Annotated in this window: 10 protein-coding genes and 1 CRISPR repeat array; of the genes, 5 read left to right on the forward strand and 5 right to left on the reverse strand. The window is 53.0% G+C overall.

The features are described 5' to 3' along the window. Window positions 1–157 precede the first annotated feature (157 nt). Both AC0IM9_RS18230 and AC0IM9_RS18235 read left to right on the forward strand, forming a co-directional pair. The gene (locus tag AC0IM9_RS18230; protein WP_482804931.1) at window positions 158–1,177 is read left to right on the forward strand and encodes a hypothetical protein; all 1,020 of its coding nucleotides are present in this window, start codon (window positions 158–160) and stop codon (window positions 1,175–1,177) included. 5 nt (window positions 1,178–1,182) lie between these two features. Then, window positions 1,183–2,133 carry a S49 family peptidase gene (locus AC0IM9_RS18235; protein ID WP_482804932.1) on the forward strand — a complete coding sequence of 317 codons (951 nt, stop codon included), beginning with the start codon at window positions 1,183–1,185 and terminating at the stop codon, window positions 2,131–2,133. A 133-nt stretch (window positions 2,134–2,266) separates the two neighbouring features. On the opposite strand, the gene AC0IM9_RS18240 is transcribed toward AC0IM9_RS18235, so the two are convergent. Further along, window positions 2,267–2,794 (reverse strand): hypothetical protein, encoded by a 528-nt coding sequence (locus AC0IM9_RS18240; protein WP_319961004.1) that lies wholly within the window; start codon window positions 2,792–2,794, stop codon window positions 2,267–2,269. Window positions 2,795–2,902: 108 nt separating this feature from the next. Between AC0IM9_RS18240 and traF the strand changes: the two genes are divergently transcribed. Genes traF through AC0IM9_RS18255 form a run of 3 tightly spaced genes read left to right on the forward strand, consistent with a single transcriptional unit; the run spans window position 2,903 to window position 8,975 of the window. Then, window positions 2,903–3,850 (forward strand): conjugal transfer protein TraF, encoded by a 948-nt coding sequence (gene traF, locus AC0IM9_RS18245; RefSeq protein WP_445369995.1) that lies wholly within the window; start codon window positions 2,903–2,905, stop codon window positions 3,848–3,850. Window positions 3,851–3,882: 32 nt separating this feature from the next. After that, window positions 3,883–5,331 carry a conjugal transfer protein TraH gene (locus AC0IM9_RS18250; RefSeq protein WP_445369996.1) on the forward strand — a complete coding sequence of 483 codons (1,449 nt, stop codon included), beginning with the start codon at window positions 3,883–3,885 and terminating at the stop codon, window positions 5,329–5,331. Continuing rightward, on the forward strand, window positions 5,328–8,975 hold the full coding sequence (locus AC0IM9_RS18255; protein ID WP_482804933.1) for a conjugal transfer protein TraG N-terminal domain-containing protein: 3,648 nt from the start codon (window positions 5,328–5,330) through the stop codon (window positions 8,973–8,975). Before AC0IM9_RS18250 ends, AC0IM9_RS18255 begins: the two co-directional genes overlap by 4 nt. Window positions 8,976–9,528: 553 nt before the next feature. Further along, window positions 9,529–9,976: a CRISPR direct-repeat array (repeat unit 28 nt; unit sequence TTTCTAAGCCGCCTGTGCGGCGGCGGAC). 130 nt (window positions 9,977–10,106) lie between these two features. On the opposite strand, the gene cas6f is transcribed toward AC0IM9_RS18255, so the two are convergent. Genes cas6f through csy1 form a run of 4 tightly spaced genes read right to left on the reverse strand, consistent with a single transcriptional unit; the run spans window position 10,107 to window position 13,884 of the window. Continuing rightward, window positions 10,107–10,745 carry a type I-F CRISPR-associated endoribonuclease Cas6/Csy4 gene (gene cas6f / locus AC0IM9_RS18260; RefSeq protein WP_482804934.1) on the reverse strand — a complete coding sequence of 213 codons (639 nt, stop codon included), beginning with the start codon at window positions 10,743–10,745 and terminating at the stop codon, window positions 10,107–10,109. A gap of 3 nt (window positions 10,746–10,748) precedes the next feature. Next, on the reverse strand, window positions 10,749–11,786 hold the full coding sequence (gene csy3 / locus AC0IM9_RS18265) for a type I-F CRISPR-associated protein Csy3 (RefSeq protein WP_482804935.1): 1,038 nt from the start codon (window positions 11,784–11,786) through the stop codon (window positions 10,749–10,751). Window positions 11,787–11,803: 17 nt separating this feature from the next. Further along, complete coding sequence (gene csy2 / locus AC0IM9_RS18270; protein ID WP_482804936.1) at window positions 11,804–12,682, reverse strand: type I-F CRISPR-associated protein Csy2; 879 nt, start codon at window positions 12,680–12,682, stop codon at window positions 11,804–11,806. Beyond that, window positions 12,679–13,884 carry a type I-F CRISPR-associated protein Csy1 gene (gene csy1 / locus AC0IM9_RS18275; RefSeq protein ID WP_482804937.1) on the reverse strand — a complete coding sequence of 402 codons (1,206 nt, stop codon included), beginning with the start codon at window positions 13,882–13,884 and terminating at the stop codon, window positions 12,679–12,681. The genes csy2 and csy1 overlap by 4 nt, the downstream gene beginning before the upstream one ends. Between the last annotated feature and the right edge of the window lie 24 nt (window positions 13,885–13,908).

Here is a 13,908-nt window from a genome sequence, read left to right on the forward strand (position 1 = left end):
TAATACCTTGATCTCTTTATTTTTTGTTTCTTTCATGATCTGCGCTAATTCAACTGTCATTTTAAAATGACTATCTTGGCCCACTTGAGCCGGTTGGTGAAGTGGGGCGGACCATTCCATTAGGTCTCGCTCCATCTAAACCTTAAGGAAAACTGCCATGACATCAACCATCGTTCGCTCGCTAGCCGCCGCCATCGTGTTTTCCTTGACGGCGTGCGCTCCGGCCTCCCGGCCCATTGCGATTTCGGAGTCACACCGTAAAGTGCTGTCGACCGACGAAGCGCATCAAATTTCGTTTTTAATTCGCGATGTACTCGGTAGCCGGAGTAAAAGGCAAGATGTTCAGGATTTAATGTATCAACAATTCCAGGCCAAGCAGTTTAAGACCCGCAAAGAGGCAATGGCTGCGATACCAGCCGGTGGGTCCGATCCGATACGGAATATGGCCGAAGACGCCAGTTTCGTCGGGGCGGTGGCCACTGGCGCACCGTTGTCCCCGGCCGGAATGGACGTCAGCACGGGCATCGGAATGGCGGGATTGGCACTGAGCCTGTTAACACCCTCTGCAAAGCCGGCCGACTTGTACAAAGTGTATGGCCGCTTGTATATGGACGAGAGCTATGCCAATTCACTCAGCATCCCGGTCACTGCTCGCTTGGATATGATTCGCCGCTTCGAAACCGCTGTGCGGCAAGCCGGATTGACGGCGACGTGCCAGGATAACTGCGGTGATGACAAAAGCGTACGCTGGCGGGTGTATAGCCTGACGGGTGGCGGCGAACCGTTGTGGGCAGTATTGCGTCTCGCCGATATGGAGCCGGCGCCCCGCGATCCCGCGCGCGACGAAATCTTAGGTTATCCGGTAATTTTGCAAAGCGCCACGGACAAAGACGATAGCGTGGCCACCGCCCACAGCCTGGTAATCCGCCGGGCGCCACCGGTACCGGCCACCTTCGATCCGGCGAATCAGTTTCAGGATGCGGGACAAACCGCGTGGGATAACCCGAAAGCTCGTCAAGTCTTGCGCGGCATGACGGCCGACGGCCATTGGTTATTCGCTTGGTGTCTCAGTGAAGGACAACACCTCGCAGCCTGGAAAGGGCGATTATTCGCGATATCGCAGCCGAGCTATTGGGTGGATATCCGAAATTCCATTGACTATGAAATTCTGGAGTGAAAACAATGACCGAAAACTCGACTACCGTAAACGCCTTGCTAGAAATCGTCAAAAGCAACGCGGATGTCATGCGCAAAACCCAGCGCATCAATACCGCATTTAGAACGCTATCGCTATTGGCAGTATTGAGTTTTTTAGGACTGTCCGTCTACTCCAATTGGTCGTCTCTGACTAACCGGAATCAACCCCATGTCGCGATGGTGCGTATTAGCGGCGAAATCGCCCCGGACGGCCAAACCAATGCCGATAGCGTGATTGCCAGCTTGCGCACCGCCTTCGAGCAGAATCAGGCGAAAGCTGTGATGCTGGAAATTAATAGTCCCGGCGGGACGCCGGTACAAGCCGGCATGATCTTCGATGAAGTGCTACGCCTGAAAACAAAATTTCCGGATAAGAAAGTAGTGTCCGTGATCAGCGACCTTGGCGCTTCCGGCGGATACTACGTAGCAGTGGCCGGCGATGAAATCTATGCCAATCGGGCCAGCATAGTCGGATCGATCGGCGTGCGAATGGACTCGTTCGGATTTACCGGCATCATGCAAAAACTGGGCGTTGAGCGCCGATTGTATACGGCTGGAAAATTCAAGGGCGTCGGCGATATGTTCTCCGACCCGGAACCCGAAGCCGTCGAACAGCTGCAAACCATGTTGTCTCACGTACACCACCAATTCATCGAGGTGGTGAAAACGCACCGCGGGAATCGGTTGAAAGACGATCCGAATCTCTTTACGGGAATGGTCTGGAGCGGAGAAGACGCGTTAGGACTTGGCTTGGTCGACGGGATGGGCGATCGCCGCAGCGTGGCGGAACACATCCTGAAGTTCCAGAAAATCGTCGATTACACTCAGCCGGCCGATGTGTTCAGTAAATTGAGCCAGATTCAGGCCACCGCGACTTCGGCGATATCCACCGTGATGGGTCTGGTGTCAATGCTTGCCGCTATGCCGATGACCTAGGGGATGACAGAGAGATTGCCCAAATATTACACAGTTTTCTAACTGGTTGAATTGTGGGGGCGTTTGCCGATGATTGACTGATTTGTCACAAGCTTGTCCACAGATTTTGTGGATAAGTCGGTGATTGCCGCGCTTAATTGATGTCGGATCGGCCTTTTGGGCTCACCACGTCGAATGCCGTCGGAGCGCGTAACTCTAAGCGGCTGAGGCCGTTCCGGAGCAATTCGTTACGCCATTCGAGGAGTTTTTCGGCCAGCTTGAACAGGCGCATTTCATCCAATTCGGTTTGTCCGGGTGAGCTTTGGGGTTGAGCAGGAATCGCGCCTAATTCGGCGTCGACGTCTCTTACCGCCAGAGCATGGGCGAGTTTCAACCAGAATTGATCCTCATTTAACGACTCGCTGAAGATTTTGTAAATGAGTTTTGATTCTAAGGAGTCGGACACCATTCGGTGAGGGAGTCCGGGGATATCGACGACCAAATCGGCACATTGGAACCGTTCGGCGTAGCTCAAAAGTTTTTCGATCAGCGCGCGATAAGGCTCGGTGGACTTGAGGTTCTTCCGTTCTGCACTGAGCACGCACCTGTCGGCCAAGAACAAAAACTCCAGTAATAACCTGTATTCATCTTTCGAAATAGAAATTTCCATGTCATCGATCATCAGGGTACTCGTTGAAAGGGGATTGAAACGGCCAGGGGGCCTGAGTAGGTGAATTTCAGAGGCATTTAGCCAGCGGGTTTGAATTTTTAAAAACGAGATAATGAAACCATGAATCCATGTCTGCTCCTATTGCTGTGCCTGCTGCTCCCGTTGACGGCTCGATCCGATGAGGGAGAGCCGTCTTTTTTTCTGGACAAACAGCGGGGATGGTTTTGGCGTGAAACAACTCCTGACACTAGTATAGAGCAAACTGCCAGTCCGCCTCAGACAGAGGAAAAGATTTCATCAAATCCTAATCCTCCCTCTGAACCCCCTCGGCCGCCCGAATACCTCTCTGCTGAATGGTTTAGAAAAAATCTCGAACACTACAAGGACGCCGCCGTCGATAACCCCACTGAAAAGAACGTGGCGGCTTACTACTACTTGCAACGGGTAATGATGGATAAAGCCCAGAAGTTTGCCACTGTGGCGCAACGAGTAGTTATGAGCGATCCGCGGCTGGACGAGAATAACCGCCGGCCGATGGCCACGTTTGCATCCAATGCCGCCAATCAAATGGCGACACAGGCGAATGAACGGGCCATGTCGACGATATCCAGACAAGCTGCCCTTTTGTTTTTTTTTCGTTCGGATTGCCATTTTTGCGAAGCGCAAGCGCCCTTGTTAACGGTGTTGGAGCAGCGTTTCGGTTTCAAAATTTATCCGGTGTCTTTGGATGGCAAGCCGATGCCGTCGGGATTCTATAAGCAATTCAGATCGGATACTGGACAGGCAAAGGCGTTAGGCGTGATGTCTACTCCGGCTTTGTTCTTAATGAAGCCCCCAAACGAAATCTTGCCGATTGCTCAAGGCGTGGTCTCGCTTGACGACTTGACCACTCGGGTATTGGTGTCGGCCAAAAACGCCGGGTGGGTATCGGATCAACTGTTTAGCACGGCGCGCGGTGTTACGGATTCGAGTTATTTGATTCCGGAGGCAGGATCATTGACCGAGCCGGTAATGAACGATCCTGGCCGATTGGTCGAGGCATTGCGAGGGCAACCAGTACTGCCTTAACTGTTTTGTTAACTTGCCTACTGGGAGCTGCTATGAGGCACTTGCGTATTTCTCGAATGATCTTTCTGGCGTGGATGCTTGCGCTACCGGCCAGTGGGTTTGCCGACTTGCAAGAGGAATTGGATGCGATGTTCGGCACAATGACTAATGTCACAACACCTACCGCACACCTAGGTCAAAGGCGAGGAGTAATTACCGGTGGATCAATCGTCTCCCGTAATAAGATTGTGGAAACCAAGATGATCTCCTTGCAACCCCCTTCGTTTAGCGCCGGTTGCGGCGGGATTGATTTATTTGGTGGCAGTTTCTCGTTCATCAATAAAGACCAGTTCATCACCTTGATGCGAGCGGTCGCTGCTAACGCAACCGGTTATGCCTTTCAACTGGCGATTGATGCGATGTGTAATCAGTGCGGGGTTCTGATGTCCGGCTTGCAAAAACGGATCCAGGATCTCAATCAGATGTTCTCGAATTCCTGTCAATTGGCTCAAGGTATTGTGAATGATACCACCAGCCTGTTACCGGCATGGGCTACCGAGAACATGAAAAAGTCGGAACTCTCGTTTACCAGAGGAATTACCGACGTTTTTGGATCGAGAACAAATACCAGCACCCAAGGAGACCCGACACAACAAGTCAAAAACAATGCCGCTTCCGCAATGAAAACCAAAATTCAAGGCAATTTGGTTTGGCGGGCGCTGAACGAAAAGCAAGCGAGCAACTGGTTTCAATTTGGGGGGAATAGTTTACTGGAAGCGATGATGAGTATCAGCGGTACTGTCATTGTCAACGAACCGACTTCAGCACCGGACGGCAATGGCGAAAGCAATCCGGTTCAGACATTCAAAGGCATTCTTGGTCTTAAAGAACTCTTGAATGGCACCGGCACTGGCAATTACGCGAAAGTCAATATTTACGAATGCGATACCGACGATGCTGATGGTTGTTTAAATCCCACTCCCAAACCGGTGACTCTGGTCGGCTTGCGAAAAAGAGTTTCAGATTTACTAGTCGGCAATAATGTAAAGCCAGGCCTTGTATACAAATTCGGGACCAATAGTGGCGAGTTAACAGCGGAAGAAAAAGCCTTCATGGAACTAGTGCCAGGTGCCGTCTCAGCGATGATTCGCAACATGGCGAGGCAAGATTACGGCATGGCCCGTTTGTTTGCTGAGGACGCGTCACCGGCAATCGCCCTTGAACTGGCGCAACTGATTGTACAGGGACTTTATGATGCCGTCCGGCAAGCGGCTTCGCTTCAAGATGGCGCCTATGCCAGCAAGCTGGCCGAAACCCTAAATGCTGCTCGGCAACAAATTGAAGCGGAATCCACGGAATTGGCGATGCGATACGGCAATATCAAAGCTGTGGTCGACTTTTACTCGAATATCATGAAAGCCACCCCAACCCGTAACTACGCGTCATTCGATCAAACCGGCGCTAGCGCCGCCAATTATCCCACTCAGGAGGAAACCAGGTGATTTACGAAATATTTTCGATTGGAGACTCCCAGTTCCTCGCAGCGATACTGAATGCGATCGCGATGATTTCTTTAACCGACGATTACAAAGGAGCTGCTGCAGTCGGCGCATCACTGGGAGTGACGATGGTGATGCTGCGAGGTTTGACCCAATTCAATGCGAGTGGCATTCGCTATCAGGATGTCTTTGCCTCTATGCTGATTTATACCGCGCTCTTTGCGCCGGGTGTAGTCGTCAAGGTTGAAGACGCCTACTCGGGTAACGTGGTTGTGGTCAACAATGTGCCGTTTGGGCCGGCGGTAGCGGGTTCCATCCTGTCCAATATGGGTTATCGCATGACGCGCTTGTTCGAACAGGCGTTCGCGGTACCGAGTATGACCGAACACGGGTTCGCGGATCCGCTCAATACCTTAATTGCTGTCCGAAAAAACCTGTTATCGCGGATAACTCTGGGAAAAGCCAATTCACCGAGGGCCAAGGTCGATCTCGAAGCTTCGTTCGTCAATTACATAAAAGAATGTACGTTAACCGGGGTCGATTTAAATCAGACCACGTTAGACGCGATCATGCGCACGCAGAGCGTGATGGCGGCTATACGTTTCAATTCCAAAATCTACACCACAGAAGTCTACTTGGGCGCCGGTCCGACGGTATTGACCTGTACCGATGCCTATGTCGCGCTGGATGATTACATTACCAACAATGGCATCACAGGTTTAGAAGATTTACTGAAACAAACCTTGAATCTCGAAAGCTCGGAGGACGTGTCCACGCGGATCAGCGATGCGTTAACAGCCTTGTCCAATAGCACTATCAGTGCGAACGATTACATGCTGGCTAGCCTGATCGTGCCAATGTTCGAAAAAGGTATCGTCGGGCGCTACGAAGATGGCTTGAAGTGGAACAAAGCGGCCATGGTCCATCAATCCATCCAGCAACGCAACATGCAATGGGCCGCAGAACAGACGCTGTTTACCCGGATCGTCCGGCCGATGATGACCTGGATAGAGGGTCTCAGTTACGCCATTACCCCGCTCATGGTCTTCGCCGTCATGCTGGGGTCTGCCGGGATTTCGATGGTTGGCCAGTACTTCAAAATGCTGTTATGGATCCAACTGTGGATGCCGATCATGGCGGTCATCAATTTGTACATCACCATGTCGGCTCTCGGAAAAATGGACGCCCTGGATGCGCAAGGCTTCAATATTCCCTCGATCGAAGGGATTTACCAAATGGATATGGTGTTGCAAGATTGGGTGGCAATCGGCGGCATGCTGGCGTCTTCGACGCCGGCGATCGCCTTGATGCTGGTCTACGGCGGCTCGGTCACCGCCACGCATTTCATGGGCCGCATGCAGAGCGGAGATTATATCGACGAGCGTGCAGGATCGCCTGCCGTGTTGGCGACGGCCCCGGTGTTTGCCAATCAGTCGGCCTATCAACACTCTCCGCTGAAAGGCACCCACCGAACCGGCGCGGAAAATGTGCTGCCGACCTTCAATGTGTCTCGCGAGGCTTCCGAAGCCGTCTCGTCGTCATCGAACTATATGCGCCAGGCCGGTGCTCAATTTATGAGTTCACTGGCGAATTCGGCGGGCAACAGTTTTGCCTCGAATCGCGACGCCTCGACAGGACAATCATTTTCTCGCCGGCTAAACAGCAGTTCGTCGGAAACCGACAAGCTGATGCGCAGCGAAGGGTCATCATACGCACAGCGCTATAGCGATACCGATATGACCTCGGATCAAATGGCTTCCGTCTTGTCAGGCGCCGTGGCTCTGGGCAGCGGACTGGAAAGAAAAGAGGTTGATGGAAAAGATGGCGATGGAACCCAGAGTAATTCTAACGGTGGCTCCAGGAAGGACATGGTACAAGCCAATATCAGTGATCGACTCCAAAGCCAATTCGGCTTGAGCAGCCAACGTTCCAACGAAATCGCCCACGATATGGCGACGCGGCTCACCGAAGATGCGGGATTTCAAACTGACTTAGCGCGCAGCGTGGCAACCGATGCGCAGTCCGGTACCCGCGAAGTTGTGTCGCTGGGTCTTAACAACCAAACACTACAAAGTTTGCAATCGTCTGCCAATGATGTGTTGTCCGCTTCGGAAGCCTATAGCGCCACGGCGTCGATGCAAAGCCGCCTCGGCACGAACGCCCAATTCGGCGCATTGGAATCCGGACAGGCGATCAGTACAAAACCCGGTTTAATGAGCCGCCTGAATAATGAGTTAACGCGGTTTGGGTTAAGCGGCGATGCACAGACACTCGCCAGTGACTGGAGATCCTCTGGTTTAATTACCGATAAAAACCAGGCCTACGCGGCGGCCGGCATGTCGTTGTTGACAGGACATTCGCCGGCGAGATTCAGATCTATGAATCCAAGCGAATCGCAACAGGCAAAAACGGCCGGGTTCGAATTGCTGCGCGACTCGTTCGCAGCGAAAACCGGCGAGATAGCCGACCCGAACAAGAACGCGGGTCTTCGAGCCGATGCGCCCAAGCACGGCCAGGCACGTGCGGAATTTGATCGCGCCAGCGTGGTTGACCCACGCGCGGCGGCCGGCAATTTGCCGGATCAGGTGAATGCACGGATAAGCGAAATCGGGAATGAAGTGCACAACGGCGACGAAAGCGTCGACCGGTTTCACGACAAAGAAACAAGCGAACTCAATGCCGGTACCCGATCTGAATTTTCAGAAATGGCGGGGGCTAAGGCTGAATACTTTGCCAAAGAGATTGCGCATCTCGCCAGAGGCGAAAAATCGGTTGGTGAGATGAATTACGATGGAGTAGCTGGGACTCTTTATAGTGCTAGAAATTACGTTGAAAAAGTCGGTAGTTCGGCCTACGCAGGTGCGAATTCATTCTTTGAAAGCATGTCGGCGTACATAAATCAAGGCGATAGCTATTGGAATGCTGCTGAAAAGGCTTTCAATGAATCAGGCGAAGCGGGTGCTCAAGCGGTGGAAGCCTGGCGGGATATGAAGGGTAACGAGATTGCCCATCAGCTTACACCGAGCCAGCTCGAGTACTACAAAGCTGCTTTGACAGAAACATTCAGCGGCATACAAACAGCGGATTACGGCCTGAGCGACGGTTTCGGGACAACAGCCGCGCGAGAAAAATTAGTTGCTGAACATGGCCAGATAGTTGGTGATGACATCGCTAAATTGCTCAATCGCGCTGCGACACAGAATAGACCGGATCTCGCTCACTCGATTGGTAATTACAACGACGCCGTAAAAAAAAACAATAGTGCTGGATCAGTAGAGGTGCCGAAGCCGTTGCAGCCGATTTTCGATCAAGTGGAAAGCCGATACGGGCTGCCTGCCGGGATTTTAAGCAAGATGGCGTCCGCTGAGTCGGCGTTCGATAATGATGCACGGTCACGAAAGGGTGCGCAAGGCATCATGCAGTTGATGCCGGACACGGCGGAGCGGTTTGGTGTTAAAGATCCGAATAATCCAGAGCAAGCCATTGATGGCGCAGGGCAATATATGCGCTTTTTGCTTGACCGTTATGACGGCAATTTAGAACTAGCAGTAGCGGCGTATAACTCGGGGGAGGGCAATGTCGATAAACATAATGGTGTACCGCCATTTAAAGAGACGCAGAAATACGTGCGTGACGTGTTGGGCTAATATCCCGTAACTTTTGTCAGCCCTAAAACCGTGTAGAGGCTGGCGTTGTAGCGCTGGTACTATAGCGCTTAGCGTTTACCTGAGAATTTATGCATGAGTCAAGGGCCACTAACCCAGTGAGAAAGAGCAATATACGTAAGAGGAGCCCTGGTAATGACACCGATTTATGGACTTTGAAAACCTGAACAGTCCCTCCACACAACTTGCAGACTGAATGCATGGCCACGCCGTATGAAAAATACACATACGGCACAATTCTTCGATGGCAATGCGGGCAAGCAATGCGGCCGTCATCGATTTTACGTGTGCGAGTTCTTAGGGCAGCGGACTTATTCGTACTCAGTCTTAGCATATCAAATGAGTGAGGTTACGATAATTAAAATAGCTTTACTTAACGTCTTGCAGTATCAGCATACACCTTGGGCGGAGGTTAGCAAATATTGTCCGCCGACTATGCTCCCTGCCAGGTGTAACTATCTCTAACCGGGCCATTTTAAAAAGCCACCTGTAAGGCGGTGAACTCAATTATTTGGCCAGAGGAGAGAAATCAGTTTTTCTAAACCGCCTATACGGCGGCGGACGATTATTTGGCGCTGGTGTAGCGTCGAGTGTATTTCTAAGCCGCCTGTGCGGCGGCGGACATCCACACGTCGAATCGGAAAAAGGAGCGAAATTTCTAAGCCGCCTGTGCGGCGGCGGACGAAGAACGGCGCCTACGGTCCGGACAAAAAGTTTTCTAAGCCGCCTGTGCGGCGGCGGACCAGGACTGGGACAGCTATTGCCCGCCGGATACTTTCTAAGCCGCCTGTGCGGCGGCGGACGCAACAAGGAACCACGTCGAGCAAGCTTTGATTTTCTAAGCCGCCTGTGCGGCGGCGGACCCTGGAAAGAAGGAAACGAAATCCCGGAGTTTTTTCTAAGCCGCCTGTGCGGCGGCGGACGGGGATCCAGAACACCTCGTCGATGTACAGATTTTCTAAGCCGCCTGTGCGGCGGCGGACTGATTATAAATAAACGGGAAGCCGGTTGCGGCAAGGGTTGCGAATGGATAAAGCCATTATCACCATCCGCAAGAGCCCCGGCCGTAACCGGCTGATTTAGTTCACATTGTTAAAGAGCAAAAAAATTGGGTCAAAATTCAGGTATGGTGGCAACGCTGCTCAGGCCATAGGCACTAAAACTGCCTACCACCGGATCGGCGGTTGCGGTTTTGCTGATCCACAAACAAAAGGTTTGACCGCCGCTCAAGCTTTGCAAGCGAATGAAAGGCAAGGCCACAGAAGGCTTGAGCATGTCGCAATAGCGGAACGATAGCGGGTAAGCCGGGTTCCCGCCCGCCGCCCTCAGTTCCACCGTCATGTTCAACGCGGTCGCCAAATCGACGCCGTGACGCTTGGCGTAGCGCCGGGCCAGACGTTCGGGATTGGTTTTGGGCTGCACCCGCCGGTAAACCGCATACCCGACCAGCTTGTCCGGCACCGGTCGGATGCCGGTGCAATGCACGTAGTCGCTCAGCCGCGCCAAACGCTGCGGCGCGGCGAAGCGTTCCAGCGTAGTTTCATCCTCGGCGAACAGGCGGCATTTGTCGCCCAACCCCAGGCGCTTACCATCCGCGCTGTGTTTGGGAAAACCGACACCAATAGCGCCGCGTTTATCCGCATCCAGCATCTCTACAAAGCCCAGATGGAGCTGCTGGAATACTTTGGACCACAGAAAATTCAGCCCGACTTCGGGATTGGGCAGCAAGGTGATTTCCAAATAAAAGCGCATGGCTCAATCCTTGCCGCTTTCGCCGAACACGCCGCCGCGCACCAATACCGCCATCACGTAATGCTGTTCGGTCTGGCTTAGTGAACCGCCTCGGGCGAAACTATCGAACAAGGTGTAAAAATCGACCTTGGCTTTGGGGGTTCTAAAAGCCTTGCCCAAGTTGGTGACCGCGCCGTAGGGTTCGATGGCGATTGGCCCGATGTAAGGGCTGTCTTCATCCACCGGATACCAGGTGTCGATGCTGCGCAAAGCATTGCCGATTTTTTGCGAGTGCATGCCGGCGTGGCCGTCAATGTGATAGAGGATTTTGCTTTTCTTGGATTTGCTGTTGCTTTTGTCCAGCACCAGTTCTTCGCTGGGGTAAACATCTTGCGCCAAACCGACTTGGGCATAGGCCGTAACCGACAGCATCAAAAATTCGCGGCGGCCGCTCAACGCATCGGCGATCAGATCGGCAAGTTCCAACACGCCAGCCGGCAAGTTGTCGAAGTCGCGGACGCTGAAAGTTTTGGCATTGAAGGTCCAATCGCGCTGTTCGCCTTCGTTACAGACCCACACCCGTACTTCGATATTTTCCGCGCCAACCCGGTTACGCCATAGGAAGCGGCCGTTGGCGAGGTTGGCAGCGTAGCGCTTAGCCAGTTCTTTAAAACCTTCGGCTTGGATGTAAGCATCGGCGGCCTGCTTGTAGCTGGCGGCGAATTCCGCGCTGTTGCAGGCGGAAGGCTGTTGGACGCCACTCAGCACTTTCAGGGTAAAGCTGAGTATCAACGTGTCTTGTTCGCTACCTAAAGCACAACTGTCCACGGTTTGCAGGTTGGGCTTTTCGATTTTTGCATTCAACTTGATAGGATCTTTGTCAGCTTCTTTCGTAATTCGGTTGGAAATGGTGCCGCGCACCGATTTTTCTTGCAGCTTGAGCACTGTCGCCGATTCATCGCGCTTATCCCACTGGGTGCCGTAAAGCCGTCCATCCGAGGGCACCAGTTTTTTCTCGAAGGCCAGTACCGAAGCGGTGGCTAATTTGTCTGTTTTTGCCATGGTGATTTTCCTTGCTGCTAAGCGTTGTGGGAGTGTTGTTCGATGAGATACAGATAGTTCTCTGCATCGTAGCGGCTGCGCCAAAGCAGGTCGTCCAGGCGTTTCAGCCGATGCGGCATGACGAATTCGCCCAAAGTGACCAGGCTTTCGGCAAACCGATGCGGCGTAATTTGATCGCGCTGGTGTTCGGCGTGGCCCAATGCGCTGACGCCATGAAAACCGGCTGCAATCGGCACGATCCAGCCCTTGGCTTTACGCTCGGCCGTCCAGGACACATGGCCGTCATCGTCGGTGCGGCTTTGGTAGTGAACCGCCAGATAATCCAGCAACGCGTCGATGGCATCCTGGCCTTCGGCCATGGCTTGCGCCATCAGGTCGCGGCGCTGTTTCAACACGTAGCTCGGCATCAGTTTTCGGGTCAGATTGGCCAATTCACTGTCGCCGGCTAGTGCCAGCCACTGCGGCACTTTATAGCCGAGGCTGTCGCCGCCCGCCCATTTTAGTTTGGGTAGATGGCGGTTGACGGCGGCCAGGAATTCGTCTTCATCGGCTTTGCCTATGCCCTGAGTTTCTATCGCCAGACTGACGTCGAGGTGGCAGCGGGCTTCTTCTATGAACGACGGACGGTCGCCGCTTTTATCGAGCGGATTGCCGGTGCCGACGATGGAATACAGATAATCGCCGGCATGTTTGTAGGTCTGTAAATCGATGCGGTGGCAGGCAACCGCCGTGCGCGAAAAACTGAGCTGCGGCAAGCCGTCGGCATTAAGTTTGCGTTGCAAGGCATGCACGCCGCCCAACCAGGCCGTCAACGCCGGAAAACCGATGGTATACGGGCTGGACAAGGCATTGGCGTTGTGGATGCGCAAGCGCGGAATCAACAAAATGCGGTTCATCGCAAGACCTCCCGATGGTCGTCCAATAATTGCCGAAAATGTTTGAGCTCGGCATCTCCCAAGGCTTTGGCCTGGCGCTCGCCGATGGCGTGTTTATAGGTAATCGCCAACCAATCGGCCAAGGCGACGATTACGGCGTCCAGCCAATCGTCGGCTTGCTCGCGTTGTTCGGCATGGTCTTGATCCAGCCAGATTTTCTGCGTCGGAGGCAGTTGTCCCTGTTCCGACCAACCGCCAGGCAGTTCGCGCAACGCCCAAACGGTTTCCATCACCTGCTCGGCGATTTGCAACAACCAATAGTCGCGGCCTTCCCGCACGTGGATGTTGGCAGGTACGTTGTCTTGGAACAAGGCATGCAAGGCCTGAAACTTTTCCAGGAAATGCTTGGCGTATACGCTTTGGAGAAAAAAATCGGTCTTCGGTGGCTGCAGCTTGTTTAGCGTGAGCGGCGGCGGCAAAGACGGCAACAGATAGGCGGTTCCGCCGTTTTGGTTGTTCAGCACGCTGATGTTTTGCGGCTTGGTGCCGCCAAAGCCGATTTCGGTCAAGCCATAGAATTCCTGGTAACCCGTGTCGTGATGCTGTTGATTGCGTCGGGCTTCGCGAGCCTGCTTGGTGGTTTCGGCAAAGCGGATCGAGTTGATTCGTTCCTTGAGCTTAAACATCAGGCCGGACGGCGTCAGTAGCGATAGCAAATGGTAGCCGCCGTCCACCGGGAAATAGACTTGTTTGATCTTGTCCGAAGTGCTTGTCCTATCCGGTAATTGATTGATCTGCAATAGACCCTGCCGAATGTCCGTATAGGGTAGCGACGGCAGTTCGAGCTGTTGCTTGACCAGGTCGCTGTCGTTTTCGAGATGGGCCAAAATGGATAGGCCATCCGCCAATTTCAGACTCAAAAATTTCAAAATCGGAATGTTGGCGGCGGTATCGAACACCATGTCCGGCTCGACCGCGACATTGCCGCTGCGCAGAAAACCGTCTGGTTTGCGTTCGGCGCTTACACGAATTTCGCTGGTATTTTTGACGTCGGGATGGCTGAATTTGACGGGGTGGGTCACGCGAAACAGCTTATGGGTTTTAGTTACCGCCGTCGGTAACCAGTCATTCAGTTCTTGCTGTAATTCCGCTTCGTTTGGCGCAGATGAAGTTTTCTTCTTCAGCCGTTCGGATAAAAATTGTTGCAAAGCCGGGTCCATCATTTTTAATATCCTTGATGAGTTATG

It is taken from the genome of Methylomonas sp. Uni0011 (genome assembly GCF_056850255.1).